Origin of the sequence: Neorhizobium sp. R1-B (assembly GCF_004368875.1) — a bacterium.
In the GTDB taxonomy this organism is placed as follows: domain Bacteria; phylum Pseudomonadota; class Alphaproteobacteria; order Rhizobiales; family Rhizobiaceae; genus Neorhizobium; species Neorhizobium huautlense.
This window is the reverse complement of the sequence record NZ_SOEM01000003.1, coordinates 190,013-206,834: the sequence shown is the minus strand read 5'-3', so window position 1 is coordinate 206,834 and position 16,822 is coordinate 190,013. Positions and strand designations below refer to the sequence as shown.

The 16,822-nt window shown below is 61.8% G+C and carries 16 protein-coding genes; 3 read left to right on the top strand and 13 right to left on the bottom strand.

Annotated elements, in window-relative coordinates; genetic code table 11:
• Positions 1 to 12: 12 nt before the first annotated feature.
• Positions 13 to 1,077 (bottom strand): glycosyltransferase family 1 protein, encoded by a 1,065-nt coding sequence (locus tag EDE05_RS05975; protein ID WP_132409143.1) that lies wholly within the window; start codon positions 1,075 to 1,077, stop codon positions 13 to 15.
• Between the two features lie 159 nt (positions 1,078 to 1,236).
• On the opposite strand from EDE05_RS05975, the gene EDE05_RS05970 reads away from it, so the two are divergent.
• The gene (locus tag EDE05_RS05970; RefSeq protein WP_348631301.1) at positions 1,237 to 2,115 is read left to right on the top strand and encodes a hypothetical protein; all 879 of its coding nucleotides are present in this window, start codon (positions 1,237 to 1,239) and stop codon (positions 2,113 to 2,115) included.
• A gap of 15 nt (positions 2,116 to 2,130) precedes the next feature.
• On the opposite strand, the gene EDE05_RS05965 is transcribed toward EDE05_RS05970, so the two are convergent.
• A complete protein-coding gene (locus EDE05_RS05965; RefSeq protein WP_132409327.1) occupies positions 2,131 to 3,045 on the bottom strand; it encodes a sugar kinase in 915 nt (304 codons plus the stop codon).
• 142 nt (positions 3,046 to 3,187) lie between these two features.
• On the opposite strand from EDE05_RS05965, the gene EDE05_RS05960 reads away from it, so the two are divergent.
• A complete protein-coding gene (locus EDE05_RS05960) occupies positions 3,188 to 4,849 on the top strand; it encodes an alpha-glucosidase family protein (protein ID WP_132409141.1) in 1,662 nt (553 codons plus the stop codon).
• Between the two features lie 93 nt (positions 4,850 to 4,942).
• On the opposite strand, the gene EDE05_RS05955 is transcribed toward EDE05_RS05960, so the two are convergent.
• The 6 genes from EDE05_RS05955 to EDE05_RS05930 all read right to left on the bottom strand — a co-directional run bounded on the left by EDE05_RS05955 (position 4,943) and on the right by EDE05_RS05930 (position 9,680).
• Positions 4,943 to 5,188: a DUF2442 domain-containing protein gene (locus tag EDE05_RS05955; protein WP_132409139.1), complete on the bottom strand. Its 246-nt coding sequence runs from the start codon at positions 5,186 to 5,188 to the stop codon at positions 4,943 to 4,945.
• Positions 5,169 to 5,414, bottom strand: coding sequence for a DUF4160 domain-containing protein (locus tag EDE05_RS05950; RefSeq protein ID WP_132409137.1), 246 nt, complete (start codon positions 5,412 to 5,414; stop codon positions 5,169 to 5,171). Before EDE05_RS05950 ends, EDE05_RS05955 begins: the two co-directional genes overlap by 20 nt.
• Before the next feature lie 75 nt (positions 5,415 to 5,489).
• A complete protein-coding gene (ade, locus tag EDE05_RS05945) occupies positions 5,490 to 7,187 on the bottom strand; it encodes an adenine deaminase (RefSeq protein ID WP_132409135.1) in 1,698 nt (565 codons plus the stop codon).
• A 90-nt stretch (positions 7,188 to 7,277) separates the two neighbouring features.
• On the bottom strand, positions 7,278 to 7,787 hold the full coding sequence (locus EDE05_RS05940) for an AAA family ATPase (protein ID WP_132409133.1): 510 nt from the start codon (positions 7,785 to 7,787) through the stop codon (positions 7,278 to 7,280).
• Positions 7,788 to 7,858: 71 nt separating this feature from the next.
• Positions 7,859 to 8,965, bottom strand: coding sequence for a branched-chain amino acid ABC transporter substrate-binding protein (locus tag EDE05_RS05935; protein ID WP_132409131.1), 1,107 nt, complete (start codon positions 8,963 to 8,965; stop codon positions 7,859 to 7,861).
• A 274-nt stretch (positions 8,966 to 9,239) separates the two neighbouring features.
• On the bottom strand, positions 9,240 to 9,680 hold the full coding sequence (locus EDE05_RS05930) for a MarR family transcriptional regulator (protein ID WP_132409129.1): 441 nt from the start codon (positions 9,678 to 9,680) through the stop codon (positions 9,240 to 9,242).
• A gap of 282 nt (positions 9,681 to 9,962) precedes the next feature.
• Here EDE05_RS05930 and EDE05_RS05925 point away from each other — a divergent pair, with 282 nt between their 5' ends.
• Positions 9,963 to 10,802 (top strand): alpha/beta hydrolase, encoded by an 840-nt coding sequence (locus tag EDE05_RS05925; RefSeq protein ID WP_245505075.1) that lies wholly within the window; start codon positions 9,963 to 9,965, stop codon positions 10,800 to 10,802.
• A gap of 52 nt (positions 10,803 to 10,854) precedes the next feature.
• Here the strand turns inward: EDE05_RS05925 and EDE05_RS05920 are convergent, their stop codons facing one another.
• The 5 genes from EDE05_RS05920 to choV all read right to left on the bottom strand — a co-directional run bounded on the left by EDE05_RS05920 (position 10,855) and on the right by choV (position 16,804).
• The gene (locus EDE05_RS05920; RefSeq protein WP_132409125.1) at positions 10,855 to 12,576 is read right to left on the bottom strand and encodes an ABC transporter ATP-binding protein; all 1,722 of its coding nucleotides are present in this window, start codon (positions 12,574 to 12,576) and stop codon (positions 10,855 to 10,857) included.
• Between the two features lie 275 nt (positions 12,577 to 12,851).
• Positions 12,852 to 14,180 carry an aspartate aminotransferase family protein gene (locus EDE05_RS05915; RefSeq protein WP_105374062.1) on the bottom strand — a complete coding sequence of 443 codons (1,329 nt, stop codon included), beginning with the start codon at positions 14,178 to 14,180 and terminating at the stop codon, positions 12,852 to 12,854.
• A 231-nt stretch (positions 14,181 to 14,411) separates the two neighbouring features.
• Entirely contained in the window at positions 14,412 to 14,732 is a 321-nt protein-coding gene (locus EDE05_RS05910; protein WP_105374035.1) for a metalloregulator ArsR/SmtB family transcription factor, read from the bottom strand.
• A 122-nt stretch (positions 14,733 to 14,854) separates the two neighbouring features.
• Complete coding sequence (locus EDE05_RS05905; RefSeq protein WP_132409123.1) at positions 14,855 to 15,634, bottom strand: pyridoxamine 5'-phosphate oxidase family protein; 780 nt, start codon at positions 15,632 to 15,634, stop codon at positions 14,855 to 14,857.
• A 102-nt stretch (positions 15,635 to 15,736) separates the two neighbouring features.
• A complete protein-coding gene (gene choV, locus EDE05_RS05900; RefSeq protein ID WP_132409325.1) occupies positions 15,737 to 16,804 on the bottom strand; it encodes a choline ABC transporter ATP-binding protein in 1,068 nt (355 codons plus the stop codon).
• Positions 16,805 to 16,822: the final 18 nt, after the last annotated feature.

The window sequence follows — 16,822 nt, the reverse complement described above, 5'->3', positions numbered from 1 at the left end:
CCAACCTCCCGGTCACACTGCCGAGGGGCTGACACCCTTCGTGGGCCCGGGCAAAGCCGGGCGGCGGCCCTGCGCCGTCAATACGTTGTTGAGGAACTGCCTTGACGCAGCCTCCCAGGTGAAATTGCGGGCGAGCTTTTGAGCGTTCTCCCGCGAGCATTTCAGCGCGGCGAGACATGCTTCCCGCAGGTCCTCATTCAGCGCGCCGGCACCGGACCCTTCCTCGATGATGTCGACCGGCCCGGTGACCGGGTAGGCGGCGACCGGCACACCGCTCGCCAGCGCCTCGAGAATGGTGTTGCCGAAGGTATCTGTCCTGGACGGGAAAACGAAGACATCGGCCTGGGCATAGGCGCGGGCGAGATCCTCTCCGGTCTTCATGCCGGTGAAAAGGACGTTCGGGTAGCGCTTTTCGAGTTCGGCACGGGCCGGGCCATCCCCGACGACAACCTTGGAGCCGGGGAGGTCCAGATCGAGGAAGGCCGGCAGGTTCTTTTCCACGGCGACGCGTCCGACTGTCATGAAGATAGGCCGCGGCAGGTCGAACGGGCGCTCGTCGAGTACCATCGGGTGAAAGACCGTCTGGTCGATGCCGCGGCTCCAGCGGAGCAGGTTCTTGATGCCGAGCTTGCCCAGTTCCCGCTCCAGGCTGGCGGTCGCCACCATGCAGCCATTGCCGGCATTGTGGAACCAGCGCACGAAGGCATGCAGCCAGCGGAGCGGCACCGGGAAACGGGCGGCGACATATTCCGGAAAACGGGTGTGGTAGCTGGTCGAAAAGGGTACCCGGTTCTTGAGGCACCAGCGCCGGGCGAGCAGGCCGAGCGGTCCTTCCGTGGCGATATGCACGGCGGTCGGCTGCGAGGCTTCGATCGCGGCCGCCACCTGGCCATAGGTCGCCAGCGAGAGCCGGATCTCGGGATAGGTCGGGCAGGGGATGTTGGTGAAATCCTGCGGCGTGACCATCACCACCTCGACATCCATGCGGGCAAGTTCCCGATTGGTGTTCTCGATGGAGCGGACGACGCCATTCACCTGAGGATACCAGGCATCCGTCACGATAGTGATTCTGGTCATTCGATTGCCGACCCGATTGCCGCTCGCCGGCGACTCGGATGCCGCTTAGCGTGTTCGGTCATCTATCTTAAAAAAATGTAACAGAAGCATGTCACTCTGGACAGGTAGAGTAGTCCTCTACGACACATTTCCGACCATTTTGCCGGGCTCAACATCCCCATGATCAGCCGATACACCAAAATCGAGACCGTCGACCTGCCGAGCCTGGTGCTGGCCCTGAAGCTCGCAGCGGGCAGCCTGCCGGTTGCTGCCGACGACCTGACCCCGATCGATGTAAGCCTGATCACGCAGGCGGAGGAGGCGGGATTGCTGCTGGTCAGCCGTAATCCGGCCGGCCAGCCGGAAAGGTTGGTTTTAACCGATGTCGGCGCAGGCACGATGTTCTTCGCGGAGGACGGCCGCCCCGATGCGGGCGCTTACAGGGGGATCTCGGGCGTGCTCTTTGGCGCTTTGAACGGGATGAACGGCCTCGCCCGCAGCCGGCGCCTGATGAATGGCATTGGCGCTCTCGGCATCCTGGCGTTGCTGGCGGGCAGTTTCCTCACCTATCTCAAGATTTCCGGCAATTTCCACCCCGTCATTGCGGCGGAGCTTTACCGATCCGCCCAGCCGACCGGAGAAGATGTGGTCCGCTATGCCAGCGAACATGGCATCCGTTCGGTCATCAACCTTCGCGGTGCCAATCACGGCCGGACCTGGTACGACGCCGAGGTGTCGGCCTCTCGATCCCTCGGGATCGCCCACTACGACTTCCAGATGTCCGAAAACCGCGATCTTTCGCAACCGGAAGCGCAGGAACTGATCGCCCTGATGCGGCGGGCGGAAAAACCCTTGCTGATCCATTGCGACGAAGGGGCCGACCGCAGCAGCCTTGCCTCAGCCCTCTATCTGGCGGCCGTTGCCAAGCAGGGCGAGGAGAAGGCGGAGGGGCAGATGTCCTTCTGGTACGGCCACCTGTCGGTTCCCTTTACCACCGCCTACCGAATGGACGAGGCTTTCGAAGCGCTCGAGCCCTGGCTCGGGTTTCCGAACTCTTGAGCCGCCGAGAACTGATCAGCCGGGCAGCAGGGCCGGGCTGATCAGTGCGCCGTGGTGGCCGATGACGATGGAGGCGACTGCCGCGCCGTAGGCGGCCGCGTCGGCGGGCGAGGCTCCCCGCACCAGAGCCGAGAGGAAAGCCCCGTTGAAACTGTCGCCGGCACTCGTCGTATCGATGACTTCCGTCGTCTTGACGGCCGGCACATGGACCGCATCGGCGCCGCCGAAGCTCAAGGTCGCCCCTTCCGCACCATTCTTCACCACGACGTTTTCGACGCCCAGCGCACGGTAGCGGGCGATGGTGTCGGCAACGGTCTGATCGCCGAAATGGGCGGCCTCGTCATCGAAGCTCGGCAGGACGAGGGTGGCGGCGCGGGCGCCTGCCTCGATCGTCCTCAGCATATAATCCTTGTTCGGCCAGAGGCGGGGACGGATGTTCGGGTCGAATGCGACGGTCTTGCCCGCCGCCTTGGCGCGGCGCAATTCGGAAAGCAGCGTCTCGACGGCTTCGGGCGCCAGAATGCCGAGCGTGATGCCGGAGAAATAAACGATATCGGCTGCCTCGACCGCGTTTCGCAAATGGTCGGCGTCGTCGGCGAGCTTTCTGGCGGCGGCGGTATCGCGCCAGTAGCTGAAGGTGCGCTCCCCGTTTTTCAAGGTGATGAGATAGAGACCGGGCGTCTTGCCTTCTATGCGGCGGATATAGCCGGTGCCGATGCCCGCTTCCTTCATCATCGTCAGCATGTCCGACGAAAGCGGATCGTCGCCGACGGCGGTGAAATAATCGACCTGCCATTCGGCGGTCAGGCAGGCGCGGGCATACCACGCCGTGTTGAAGGTGTCGCCAGCAAAACCCTTGCGCAACAAACCTTCGCCTGCCTGCGACAGTTCCACCATGCATTCGCCGATCGAAAGAAGCCGCCCGCCCAAAGTCATCCCTCCGTATCCTCGGACAAATCGCATAGGCCGAACTTGGGGTCATGGCAAGAGCAGTCAGGCCCTTGCTTTTGCGTTGTCTTTTACGTCGGCGGCTCTAGGTTGCGTGGGACGACAGACAGAGGAGAGTCGAGGCATGGCGACGGAAACGGCGAAGGCGGCCACGGACGATCAGGGGGCGAACTGGTGGCGCGGCGCGGTGATCTATCAGATCTATCCGCGATCCTTCCAGGACACGACCGGCGACGGGCTTGGCGACATCAAGGGGATCACCGCACGCCTGCCGCATGTCGCCTCGCTCGGCGTCGATGCGATATGGCTGTCGCCTTTCTTTACGTCGCCCATGGCCGACATGGGGTACGATGTTTCGGACTACTGCAATGTGGATCCGATGTTCGGGACGCTGGCCGACTTCGACGAGATGATGGCGGAGGCGCATCGGCTCGGCTTGAAGGTCATCATCGACCAGGTGATTTCCCACACCTCCGACCGTCACCCGTGGTTCGTCGAGAGCCGGTCGAGCCGCACCAACCCGAAAGCTGACTGGTATGTCTGGGCCAATCCGAAGCCCGACGGAACGGTGCCGACCAACTGGCTGTCGATCTTCGGCGGGCCGGCCTGGGAGTGGGACGGCGTGCGCAAACAATATTACATGCACAACTTCCTAATCTCGCAGCCGGACCTCAACTTCCACAATCCGGAGGTCCAACAGGCGGTGCTGGATACCGTAAGGTTCTGGCTCGACCGCGGAGTGGACGGCTTCCGGCTCGACACGGTGAACTACTATTTCCACGACAAGCAGCTCCGCAACAATCCGCCGATGATCTATGACACCGACGGCGCGGGCATGGAAACCGACACCAATCCCTATTCCATGCAGAACCATCTCTACGACAAGACGCAGCCGGAGAATATCGGCTTCCTGAAGAGGCTGAGGGCGCTGCTCGACAGCTATGACAACCGGGCGACCGTCGGCGAGGTGGGTGACGGGCCGCGGTCTCTCTCGACGCTGGCGCTCTACACCACCGGCAACGACAAGCTGCATATGTGCTACACCTTCGATTTGCTGGGGCCGGCTTTCGAGGCGAGCTACATCCGCAAGGTAATGACGACGGTGGCGGACACCGTCAGCAACGGCTGGGTCTGCTGGGCCTTTTCGAACCATGACGTGGTACGGCACGTGACCCGCTTCACCGAGGACGCCCAGGAGCGGGACCGGGTGGCGAAACTGTCGATCACGCTTCTTTCGATGCTGCGCGGCTCGATCTGCCTCTATCAGGGCGAAGAACTGGGCCTGACGGAGGCGGAACTCGCCTACGAAGACCTTCGCGATCCCTACGGCATCCGCTTCTGGCCGGCCTTCAAGGGCCGAGACGGATGCCGCACGCCGATGGTCTGGGAGGCCAGCGTGCCGCATGCCGGGTTCACCGAAGGGCCAAAGACCTGGTTGCCGGTCCCAAGCGAACACGCCGCCCGCGCAGTCGATATCCAAGAGAAGCTGGCGGATTCGGTCCTCAACCACTATCGGGCGGCGCTCACCTTCCGCAAGGCTCATCCGCCGCTGGTCGACGGCGACATGACCTTCCTCGATACCAACCAGGACCTTCTGGCTTTCGTGCGTGAGAAGGGCGGCGAAAAGCTGTTTTTCGTCTTCAATCTCACTCGCGAGGCGCAAGATTTCACACTGCCAAAGCGGCTCGGCGACTGCCTACCGGTGTCCTTGCCGGGCTTTTCCTCCCGGCTCGTCAAGGGTGTGGTGAAGCTCGATGCGCTGGACGTGTTCTGCGCCAGGGTGTGAGGATGGCCCGAGTAGGGCCGTACCTCAGGCCCCGGCAGAATTGCAGCAGGCCCATCGCCGTCACAGCTTGCTCACCGACGATCCTGACAGGATTTATGCGGCAGGACGTTTCACCGTCCTGTCGCCGCGTCCTTCCAGAAGGCCGGCGATGGAGATGTCCTCGTCGAGATCATCCCAGTGAATGCCACCCGGGCTCAGTTTGAATTTCTCGCGATCGGCCGGCTTCGCAAGAAGCAGACGGGGGAACCAGGCAAGCGGTACGCCCAATGTGCGGCCGTCGTTGAGCGAGACCCACATTGTGTCGTCGTCGAATTTCACCTCAGTTGCCGAAATGCTCATGCCATGCCCGCTTGATCAGAGAACGATTGTCGATGACGAGCCGGATAATAGCAGACAGGTCACGGCTGTTGAAGCCGTCGCTTTCCGCCACTCCGATAGTCGGCTCCAACCAAATCTTTGCATTGGCGCCGCCGCCTCGGACATGCATATGCACAGGCTCACGCGGGTCGCCTTCGTTGGAATAAAAATAGAATTTTAGCGCGCCAGAACGGAAGACGATGGGCATTAGGTCCTCTTTCAATGTTCTTTGAGGACAGAACAATTTGCAATGGTTGCTGTCACCAACGCCTGGCTTTCGATCTCACCCGATCAGTGCGAACCGATCCACATCCACCATGCCCTTGTCGGAAATCTTCAGGTGGGGGATGACCGGGAGCGGCAGGAAAGCGACCTGCAGAAAGGGTTCCTGCAGCGTCGTGCCAAGCGCGTAGGCGGCATGGCGCAGGTGGTGGAGGGTATCGCGGACGATTTCGTAGGGCTCAAGGCTCATCAGGCCGGCGACGGGAAGAGCGATCTCGCCGGTGACCTTGCCGTCCTCGACCACGACGAAGCCGCCGTGGATCTCGCCAAGGCGGTTGACGGCGAGCGCCATGTCGTCCTCGTCGACACCGACGACGCAGATATTGTGGCTGTCGTGTCCGACCGTCGAGGCGATCGCGCCCTTCTTCAGGCCGAAACCCTGGACGAAGCCGTTGGCATGGTTGCCATTCTTGCCGTGGCGCTCGATGACGGCGACCTTGATAATGTCGCGGGAGAGATCGACCACGGTCTGGTTGCCGGACGACGGGAGCTTGTAGCGGCGGTGCTCGGTGATGATCTTGCCGGGCATGACACCGATCACGGGCGTTTCGCCCTCTGTGACAGGCACGCCGAAATGGGCGGCCTCCACGGGCCTTGCCCTGACGCTGTCGAGGCCGACGGGGGCAACCGGTTTGCGGCTCGCGAAAAGTTCGTCGGTGACCCTGCGGCCGGCGGAAAAGATCATTTCCGCCTTGCAGTTTTCAAGGCTGTCGATGATCACGAGATCGGCCCGCCAGCCCGGGGCGACGAGGCCGCGGTCGCGAAGCCCAAAGGCGCGGGCAGCCGAGATCGAGGCGGCGCGGTAGATCGCCAGCGGCTCGACGCCCTCGGCAATCGCGGTGCGGATCATATAGTCGAGATGGCCCTGTTCGGCGATGTCGAGCGGATTGCGGTCGTCGGTGCAGAGCGCCAGGAACGGCGACAGGCGCTCGGTGATGATCGGCATCAGCGCATGGAGATCCTTGGAGACGGATCCTTCCCGCACCAGGATATGCATGCCCTTGCGGATCTTTTCGAGCGCCTCTTCGGCGGTGGTGCACTCGTGTTCGGTGCGGATGCCGGCCGAGAGATAGCCATTCAGATCGAGCCCACGCAAAAGCGGCGCATGGCCGTCGATATGGTCGCCATAGAAGGCCTCGAGCTTGGCGAGGCAGATGGGGTCCTTGTGGATGACGCCCGGGAAATTCATGAACTCGGCAAGGCCGATGACCTTGGGGTGGTTGCGGAAGGGCAGGAGCTTTTCGATCGGCAGGTCGGCGCCGGCCGTTTCCAGATGGGTCGCAGGCACGCAGGAGGAAAGCTGGACGCGGATGTCCATGATGGTTTCGAGCGAGGAATTCAGAAAGAACTCGATGCCTTCGGTGCCGAGCACATTGGCAATTTCATGCGGATCGCAGATCGCCGTCGTCACACCATAAGGCAGCACGCAGCGGTCGAATTCGTGCGGGGTCACCAGCGAGGATTCGATGTGCAGATGGGTATCGATGAAACCCGGCACGACGATCTTGCCGGAAATGTCGATCTCGGTGACACCGGAATAGGCGCCGCAGGTGCCGACGATGCGGTCGGCCGAGAGGGCGATGTCGGAGGCGACGAGCTCTCCGGTGACGAGATCGAAGAATCTTCCGCCCTTCAGCACGATATCGGCAGGCTGCCGGCCGGTGCCCTGATCGATGAGGGTTTCAAGTCTAGCGGTCATTCTGGCCTCCGAATCCGTCGGATCATCTTAGCGGGGCCGGTGGCCGAGTGGAATGGTGCCAAAGGAACCGGTAGGGCATTGCGGGAGCCGTTACCGACGCGGCAGGGACCGGATTATCCGATCGACGCTTTGGGCAATCGGGGACGTGGCGGTATCGATCTGCAGACGGGGCCTGTCCCAGGCCTCGTAACGACGTGTCCGAACGGCTTCCCAGCTCGGAGGCGTATGGCCTTCGGTGTCGGAACTCCGTTCCTCTACGCGGCGCCGGTGTTCCTCGACGTCGGAACAGATGGTCTCAACTTCCAGGAATGCGACACCCGCCCGTTCTGCGACTTCTCTAAAGGCGTCGCGGGTGATTTTCAGCGGATTGACGGAATCTGCCACAACCCAGGCGCCCATGCGAAGGTTGTCGGCGGCCAGCCGATAGGTGGTGATATAGCCGGCCGGGCCTACCTCCGCGCCCGGAGCCAGTACTCCCGAGGTGCGGATGGCCTCCTCAATGGTATCGATGCGCAGATAACAGGCGCGCAGGCGTTCGGCGAGCTGCCGCGCAATGGTGCTTTTGCCCGTTCCCGGCAGACCGCCAAATATCACAAGCATCAGATCCGCCTCCGGGCTTCCCGCAAGATCCACGGGCGCCTTGGGGCGCCCGTGGAATGTGCTTGTCGAGGTTACTCGACGGCGACGACCTTGCCGTCTTCCCACTTGAAGAGCGAGAAGCTCTGTGAAGTAAGGTCGCCCGTCTCGCCGTAGGTGAGTTTGCCGATGGCGGTCGCAATTGGCTCGCCGGACTTGATGGCGGCGGCGACCGCTTCCGTATCCTCAGCGCTTTTGGCCTTTTCGATGCCGGCCTTGATGACCTCGACGGCAGCATAGGCATTCAGCGTGAAGGCTTCGGCAGGAATCTTGCGGGCAGCGAGAGCTTCGGCGGCGGCCTTTGAATCGGGGCTCTTCGTTGCATCCGAGGCATTGGTGAAGACGGTGCCGGCGGCAGCCTTCGTGCCAATGTTCCAGAACTCGCTGTTCGACAGGCCGTCGCCGCCGATGATCGTCGCCTTGACGCCGAGATCGGCGAGCTGGCGGGCGAGCAGACCGCCTTCGGGATGGTAGCCGCCGAAATAGATCACTTCGACATTTTCCGATTTGAGCCGCGTGGTGAGCGCGCTGAAATCCTTGTCGCCGGGAGTGACGGCGTCATCGAGAACTTCCTTGACGCCACCCGCATTGAGGGTGGCCTTGAACGCATCGGCTAGACCTTTGCCATAGGCGCCCTTGTCGTTGATGATCGCGATCTTCTTGTCCTTGAACTTGTCGAGGACGTATTTGGCGGCGACTTCGGCCTGCTGGTCGTCGCGGCCGCAGGTGCGCAACACATTGGCGAGGTCGCGCTTGGTGAGTTCCGGTGTGGTCGCGGTCGGGGTGACCATCAGTACGCCGTTTTCGGCAAGCACATCCGAGGCCGGCATGGCGACGCCTGACGTGACCGGGCCGACGACGAAGCGGATGCCTTCGCCAACCAGCTGGTTTGCGGCCGACACGCCTTGCTTGGGTTCGCCGGCATCGTCGGCGGCCTTCAGCACGACCTGCTCGCCGAGGATGCCGCCCTTCTTGTTGATCTCGGCGACGGCGGTCTCGGCGCCGTTCTTGACCTGATCGCCGTAAGCCGCCACCGGGCCGGTCAGCGGCGCGATCAGGCCGATGACGATCTCCGCATGGGCAAGCGGTGCAAATGTCAGGGAGGCGAGGGCTGTTGCCCCCAGAAGCGTCTTGAGGTTCATTTCGGTTCTCCTTGGGTGGGCTTCAAAACAGCCCTCGATCAACGCCGCACCCGTGCCCGTCGTCTCCGAAGGTCCTTCGGACATTTCGCGCCAATGACGAAAGGCGATGCGGTCGATGCCGGGCCGCGCCATGTTTGGCTTTCGGCGGTCGGCGAACAATTCTGTAGGAATTCGGCCGAGATTTCGCAAGAAGATAACAAAAGGGCACGGAGTTTTGTTGATCCGGCGAAGGATTTCGCCGAAATCGACGCTTGGGCTCTGATTTTTCAGAGATCTATGCGTTGCTGACCAGCGTCTCGAGAAATGCCTGGACCTGCCGGTTGAACGACTGGAACTGCTCAGGCGTCATGCCCGAACGTTTGACAAGCGTATCTCCAAGGCACCTGCTTTCCTGGATCAGGGCGCTGCCGGCATCCGTCAGCCGAACAAGGACCTGCCGTTCGTCGGCCTTGCTGCGCTGGCGCTCCACCAGGCCCGCCTGCTCCAGCCGCTTCACCGGAGGGGTTACCGTGCTCGATTCCAGAGAAAGGCGGTCTGCGATCGCACCGATCGTCATCTCCTGCTGCTCGGCAACCGCGCTCAGAACGAGGTATTGCGGGTAGGTAATGCCCATCCTGTCGAGCATGGGTTTGTAAAGGCGGTTGATCGCAATGCTCGCCGCATAGAGCGAGAAACACAGCTGATCGTCCAGGGGGACGGGTTTCTGGTCGGACATGCAAAACCTCCGGAAGATGCAGAGAATTCGATATCACAAAAAAATGTATCGCGATAACTATTTCTTCTGGACAGGCTCCGTTCAGTTCTCTATGAAGTAACTTATCGCGAAAATAATTATCGCGATAACAAGCTGGAGACAGAGATGAGCGAGACAATCATCTGGACGACACGTCGAAATGTCATGAAGGCCGGGCTGATTGTCGGCGCAGCCGCTGCGGCTCCGTCCTTCATCCAGATCGCCCAGGCATCCACACCATCAACCCACGAGGACAAGAAGACCATGACCAGCAGTTTCATCACCACAAAGGACGGCACCGAGATCTTCTACAAGGACTGGGGCCCAAAGGACGCCCAGCCGATCGTCTTCCACCACGGCTGGCCCCTCAGCGCCGACGACTGGGACGCCCAGATGCTGTTCTTCCTGAACGAGGGTTGCCGGGTGATCGCCCATGACCGCCGCGGCCACGGTCGCTCGACCCAGACCGCGACCGGCAACGAGATGGATACCTATGCGGCCGATGTCGCCGAATTGGCCGAACATCTCGATCTCAGGAACGCCATCCATGTCGGCCATTCGACCGGCGGCGGTGAAGTCGCCCGTTATGTCGCCCAGTATGGCGACCGCGGCCGGGTTGCCAAGGCTGTTCTCGTCGGCGCCGTACCGCCGGTCATGGTCAAGTCCGACAAGAACCCGGGCGGTCTGCCGATCGAAGTCTTCGACGGGTTCCGCTCGGCGCTGCTCGCAAACCGGGCGCAGTTCTTCCTGGATATCCCGACCGGGCCGTTCTTCGGCTTCAACCGTCCGGGTGCACAGGTCTCGGAAGGGGCGATCCGCAATTGGTGGAGGCAGGGCATGATGGGCGGAGCCAAGGCCCATTACGATTGCATCAAGGCCTTTTCGGAAACCGACTTTACCGAAGACCTCAAGACGATCGAAGTGCCGGTTCTCGTCATGCATGGCGACGACGACCAGATCGTGCCGATCGCCGACTCCGCGCATCTTGCCATCAAGCTCTTGAAGAACGGCACGCTGAAGGTCTACGAAGGCCTTCCGCATGGCATGGCGACGACGCATGCCGAGGTGATCAACGCGGACCTCCTGGCGTTTTTCAAGGCTTGAACCGCCGCTTGCCCCGTTCTCCCCGCAAGGGGGAGAACGGATGAGGATGCCCTCACGCCACTGCACCGAACTGGGCCTCGTGGAGTTTCGCATAGGCGCCGTTCGCCTTCAGCAATTCCGCGTGGGTACCCAGCTCGACGATGCCGTCCGCCCCCATCACCACGATCCGGTCGGCATTGCGGATGGTGGCGAGACGGTGGGCGACGACCAGAGTGGTTCGGCCCTTGGAGAGGTCTGCCAGCGCGTGCTGGATCGCCAGTTCCGTGGCCGAATCCAGCGCCGATGTCGCCTCGTCGAGGATGAGGATCGGCGGGTTCTTGAGGAAGATGCGGGCGATCGCCAGCCGCTGCTTCTGGCCGCCCGACAGTTTTGCGCCCCGCTCGCCCGTCGGCGTGTCTAGGCCCTGCGGCAGCGACAGGACGAATTCGTCGAGCGATGCCCGGCGCAGCGCCTCCATGATCTCCTCGTCGCTCGCGCCGAGCCGACCATAGGCGATGTTTTCGCGGATGGTCGAGCCGAACATGAAGACGTCCTGCTGGACGATGCCGATCTGGCCCCGCAGCGAGGCCTGCGTCATGTCTCGGATGTCGATGCCGTCTATGGTGATGGCGCCTGCGGTGACATCGTAGAAGCGCGGCAGCAGCGAGCAGATGGTCGTTTTACCGGCACCAGAAGGACCGACGAAGGCGAACGTTTCCCCTGCGGCGATTTCGAGGTCGAGATGCTCGAAGACCATGGCGGTTTCGGAATAACCGAAGCTGACATCACGATAGACGATGTCGCCCGCAAGCGTGCTGACGGCGATCGCATCCGGCCGGTCGGCGAGATCGGGCTGGGTGTCGATGAGATCGGTGAAGCGGCGGAAGCCCGCAAAGCCCTTCGGATACATTTCCAGCACCGAGGTGATCTTGTCGATCGGGTGGAAGAAGACGTTGACGAGCAGCAGGAAGCCGACAAAGCCGCCGTAGGAAAGCTCTCCCGCCACGACGAACCAGGTGCCGGCGATCATTACCGAAAGCTGCACCAGCCGGGTGCCGAGATAGCTGAGCGCAATGCTTGCCGTCATATAGGCATAAGCGTTGAGCTTGGTTTCCCTGTAGCCCTCGTTGTTGCGGGCAAAAAGCTGGCTTTCGTAGTCCTCGTTGGCAAACGCCTTGACGACGCGGATGCCGCCGACGCTTTCCTGGACCCGGGTGTTGAAATCTCCCACCTTGCCGAACAGGGTGCGCCAGTTGACCGTCATGCGGGCTCCGTAACGGCTGACCAGCCAGGTCATGAACGGCACGATCACGGTGGTCAGCAGCGCCAGCTTCCAATGCACGGTGAACATCAAGATGAAGGCGCCGATGAAGGTCATGATCGCGATGAACAGATCTTCCGGCCCGTGATGGGCAATCTCGCCGACCTCTTCCAGGTCTTTCGTGACATGGGTGATCAGGTGGCCGGTGCGGGTGTTGTCGAAATACCGGAAGGACAGCTTCTGGATATGGTCGAATGCCTGCCGGCGCATGTCGGATTCGATCGAGATACCGAGCGCATGGCCCCAGTAGTTGACGACGGCCATTAGGCCGGTGTTCAGGGCGTAGACGGCGAGTAGGCCCACGCCGACGGCAACGATCAGTGTCCAGTCGCGACCGGGCAAGAGTTGGTCAACGAAGAGCTTGACGGCGATCGGGAAGCCGAGTTCGAGCAGGCCGGCAAAAACCGCACAGCCGAAATCGAGCAGAAACAGCCTCTTGTAAGGCGCATAATAGGAAAAGAAACGACGAAGCATGAAGGCCCCCTCCAGGGGCGAAAGGCTCAAAATTCGAAGAGGACGGACTAAACGACAGCCCTGATCCGGCACCGCCATTCAGCGTTGAAAAGTGCCGATCTGCCTCATCTTCTGAGCCTCCTTCAAAGGTCGTCTTAGTGCTTATAGTGCCGTATGGCGGCGATGTCTACCGGGTCCGGCCGATCTGGACGTTCCGTCCCCGGTCCCGGACGCCGGTCGGCATGTCCTTGACGGGAACGGGGACGAAGGTCCGGGAAATACTGCGATCCGAAACCTCAGACGCCGGTCGTCAGAATATCTCTCAGCTTGCCGACGATTTCGTCGATGTGGTGTTTTTCGACGATCAGCGGCGGCGACATGGCGATGGTGTCGCCCGTGGTACGGATCAGCAGGCCGTCCTCATAAGCTTTCAGGAAGGCGGAGAAGGCGCGTTTGGTGGGTTCGCCTGCGATCGGATCGAGTTCGATCGCGCCGATCAGCCCGATATTGCGGATATCGATGACGTTCGGAACGTCCTTCAGCGAATGCAGCGCCTCTTCCCAATAAGGCGCGATGTCGCGGGCGCGGTCGAAGAGGCCTTCTTCCTTGTAGGTCTCAAGCGTGGCAAGGCCTGCGGCCGACGCGATCGGATTGCCCGAATAGGTGTAGCCGTGGAAGAACTCGATCAGGTGTTCCGGGCCGTTCATGAATGTGTCGTGGATTTCCGAAGTCACCAGCACCGCGCCCATCGGGATGACGCCGTTGGTCAGGCCTTTGGCGGTGGTGATGATATCGGGCGTGACGCCGTAATATTGAGCCGCGAACGGGGCGCCCATGCGACCGAAACCGGTGATGACTTCATCGAAGATCAGGAGGATACCGTGCTTGGTACAGATGTCGCGAAGTTTCTGGAGGTAGCCCTTCGGCGGGATCAGCACGCCGGTGGAGCCTGCGACAGGTTCGACGATGACGGCCGCGATGGTCGAGGCGTCGTGAAGCGTAACAATGCGCTCGAGTTCGGTCGCCAGATCGCCGCCATGCTCCGGCTCACCGCGGGTGAAAGCGTTCTTGGCCGGAAGGTGGGTGTGCGGCATGTGGTCGACGCCGGTCAGAAGCGTGCCGAACATCTTGCGGTTGGCGACAATACCGCCGACGGAAATGCCGCCGAAATTGACGCCGTGATAACCGCGCTCGCGACCGATCAGGCGAAAGCGCGAGCCGTTGCCCTTGGCGCGATGATAGGCGAGCGCAACCTTCAGCGCCGTGTCGACCGATTCTGAACCGGAATTCGTGTAGAGAACGTGATTGATGCCCTCCGGGGCAATGTCGACCAGGCGGTTGGCAAGCTCGAAAGCCTTCGGATGGCCGAGCTGGAAGGCCGGTGCATAGTCCAGCTCACCTGCCTGTTCGCGGATCGCCTCGGTGATCTTCGGGCGGCAGTGGCCGGCATTGACGCACCAGAGGCCGGCGGTCGCATCGAGCACCTGGCGGCCGTCATGGGTCGTGTAGTGCATATCCTTGGCACTCACGAAAAGACGGGGTTCCTTCTTGAACTGGCGGTTTGCCGTAAACGGCATCCAAAACGCCCTGAGGTCATTGGGCGTGGTATTCAGGCGGTTGGACATGCGGCTCTCCATGGCCATTCGGATCGTCAGGTGGCCATTCCCGGTCGGCGGCTCAGCGCCAAGTTTTGACTGCATGGTCAAATTATCAGGGCAAGCGGAGCCGTCAACCGCATTCGGCGGAGCAGCGAGAAGGGAATGGATGAAAGCCACAGACTGGAAAGCCCAGCCTCCGGCGATGCATGCCGCAGGCTGGGCCGCAAGCAGCGAGACGTCATGTCTGCGCTGTCAAGCTCACGCGGCTGCCGACGTCTTCTGGGCCGGCACGCAGTAGATGTCCTCCAGGGTCTCAAGAACCTTGATCACCGATTCCGACGAGCTGGAATAATAAATCGTCTGCGCGTCGCGGCGGGTCTTCACCAATTTCTGCGCACGCAGCTTGGAAAGATGTTGAGACAGCGCCGACTGGCTGAGCCCGACCTGGGAAGCGAGCGCGCCGACCGCGACCTCGCCTTTGACCAGGCAGCACAGGATCATCAGCCGCTTCGGATTGGCCATGGCAGACAACAAGCCTGCCGCGGCGGTGGAGTGCTCAGATAGCGCCATCGTATCCATCAGCTACAATTCCCCTCGATCTAAAGCGGCTTCCCGCCCAAAAAATAATCGCCCCTCGTCCCTAGGGCAAAAATTAACAACGAGCAAAAGGGATTGTATATCCCTAAATTTCAGGTAACCGATCATTGTACTTTAGATGTGGCAAAAATATAATCAAGTACTGCCTGTGGTGAGTCTACCAAGCGTTCAAATTCGTGCCTGAGTTGCAAATCGCCCGAAATGAGGTTGATTCCGGCGCGGTCCACCCCAGCGAAGCGCCAATTGTGGCTCTCTGCCGCTCCGAGATTCGCCGCAAATTTCTCGGCGGTCTCCGTCATGTTTCCTAAATCTTTCTGGAGTTCGAGCCAGTCCGACGTGATTCCCGGCGAGGGAATCAGCAAATCGAATCCCGGCAGCATGTATGCACGGCCGAAGCCGCCATTGAGCGACGCGGCCTGCGGCGTGATTCGAAAAAAGCGGAAATCGGGAAAATCCGCATAGAGGGCAGCTTTCGGATGCCGGTCGAGAAAACGGCTTCGGATGCGGGTGTGGTCAGGCGTGTCGCGGGCAACGCTTTCGGCCAGGCATTGCAGCGTGATCCGCGGATGGGCGAGCGGGTCGCCCTTGCCGGGCTCGCCTGCGAGCAGCGAACAACGGGGATCGGCCACCAGCCCCCTGGTGTGGCCGGAGAGGCCCGAGACGAGAATCACGGGCGTGCCATCGACATCGGTGCCGGTCAACGTCCGGCTGACGGAGGGAAAGCCGGTTTCCGGATCGAGAACGGCGAGCGCCATGAAGCGTGCTCCGCGCACCAACGTCCGCGCGAGGCGGCGAGCGTCCTCGTCCGTTTCACGCAGAACCTGCGGCCGGTCTCTTGCAGGGCCGTCTGTTGCAGGTTTTTCCGACGAGGAATTGTCAGCCATTTCGTCCACCTTGTCCTCCTCGCGGGCAGACCGGCGAAGCCAGCAGGTGATACCACCAGTGGCCCGGCCAGGAAAGCGGAGTTTTTAGCTCCGCTTTCTCTCTCAGGCGCTCCGGCGGCGGTGGCGAGTGAGGCCGGCAATCACATCGTCTGCGGATATCGTGCCGATGACAGTGCCATTGTCGACGACGCCGATCGTTCCCGGCTGGCGGGAAAGCGCATCGAGGATATCGACCAGCGGTGTGTCCGAACGGGCGGTCGCAGAGACGCCGCCGGAGCCGGCCGGCGCGCTGACGCCCACACGCATCACGTCATTCGCCGTCAGCATGCTGATCGGGTTCATGTGCTGGACGAAATCCGCCACATACTGGTCTGCCGGCGCGCGGACGATTTCCTGCGGCGTGCCGCACTGGATGATGCGGCCGCCTTCCATGATGGCGATGCGGTTGCCGATGCGGAAGGCCTCGTCGAGATCATGGCTGACGAAGAGGATGGTCTTCTTGAGCCGCCGCTGGAACTCCAGAAGCTCGTCCTGAAGGCGGGTGCGGATCAGCGGATCGAGGGCGGAAAAAGGCTCGTCCATCAGGAGGATCGGCGCGCCGGTCGCAAAGGCGCGGGCAAGACCGACACGCTGCTGCATGCCGCCGGAAAGTTCGCCGACCTTGCGGTCGGCCCATTTGGTCAAGTTGACTAGTTCCAGCTGTTCGTCGACCTGCTTCTTGCGCTCGGCCTCCGCAACGCCGGCCAGTTCGAGGCCGAAGCCGACATTTTCCGAGACGGTGCGCCAGGGCAGAAGGCCGAATTGCTGGAAGACCATGGAGACCGTGTGCATGCGCAAGTCCCGCAGCACCTTGGGGCTTGCCTTGTAGGGATCGACGGGGCCTGAAGGCGTTGCGACCTTCACGCCGCCGCGCACCACCGGGGCGAGGCCGTTGACGGCGCGCAGCAGCGTCGATTTGCCGGAGCCGGACAGGCCCATGAGCACGAGGATCTCGCCTTCGTGGATGGTCAACGAGGCATCGGCGACGCCGAGCACGATGCCGGTCGCAGCGCTGATCTCGTCGCGGCTCTTGCCCTGGTCGACCATCGTCAGCGCCCGCTCCGGGTTGTCGCCGAAAATGATGTCGACCCGATCGAAGACGACGCAGTCATTCGGAGCATCGGAATGCATTGCCGGTTGGGCTGTCAT

Coding starts and splice junctions, on each gene's coding strand:
- EDE05_RS05975 (WP_132409143.1), bottom strand. CDS start 1,077: ATGACCAGAATCACTATCGTGACGGATGCCTGGTATCCTCAGGTGAAT.
- EDE05_RS05905 (WP_132409123.1), bottom strand. CDS start 15,634: ATGGCTGACAATTCCTCGTCGGAAAAACCTGCAACAGACGGCCCTGCA.
- EDE05_RS05915 (WP_105374062.1), bottom strand. CDS start 14,180: ATGTCCAACCGCCTGAATACCACGCCCAATGACCTCAGGGCGTTTTGG.
- EDE05_RS05960 (WP_132409141.1), top strand. CDS start 3,188: ATGGCGACGGAAACGGCGAAGGCGGCCACGGACGATCAGGGGGCGAAC.
- EDE05_RS05920 (WP_132409125.1), bottom strand. CDS start 12,576: ATGCTTCGTCGTTTCTTTTCCTATTATGCGCCTTACAAGAGGCTGTTT.
- EDE05_RS05955 (WP_132409139.1), bottom strand. CDS start 5,188: ATGAGCATTTCGGCAACTGAGGTGAAATTCGACGACGACACAATGTGG.
- EDE05_RS05950 (WP_132409137.1), bottom strand. CDS start 5,414: ATGCCCATCGTCTTCCGTTCTGGCGCGCTAAAATTCTATTTTTATTCC.
- choV (WP_132409325.1), bottom strand. CDS start 16,804: ATGCATTCCGATGCTCCGAATGACTGCGTCGTCTTCGATCGGGTCGAC.
- ade (WP_132409135.1), bottom strand. CDS start 7,187: ATGACCGCTAGACTTGAAACCCTCATCGATCAGGGCACCGGCCGGCAG.
- EDE05_RS05930 (WP_132409129.1), bottom strand. CDS start 9,680: ATGTCCGACCAGAAACCCGTCCCCCTGGACGATCAGCTGTGTTTCTCG.
- EDE05_RS05925 (WP_245505075.1), top strand. CDS start 9,963: ATGACCAGCAGTTTCATCACCACAAAGGACGGCACCGAGATCTTCTAC.
- EDE05_RS05940 (WP_132409133.1), bottom strand. CDS start 7,787: ATGCTTGTGATATTTGGCGGTCTGCCGGGAACGGGCAAAAGCACCATT.
- EDE05_RS05910 (WP_105374035.1), bottom strand. CDS start 14,732: ATGGATACGATGGCGCTATCTGAGCACTCCACCGCCGCGGCAGGCTTG.
- EDE05_RS05970 (WP_348631301.1), top strand. CDS start 1,237: ATGATCAGCCGATACACCAAAATCGAGACCGTCGACCTGCCGAGCCTG.
- EDE05_RS05935 (WP_132409131.1), bottom strand. CDS start 8,965: ATGAACCTCAAGACGCTTCTGGGGGCAACAGCCCTCGCCTCCCTGACA.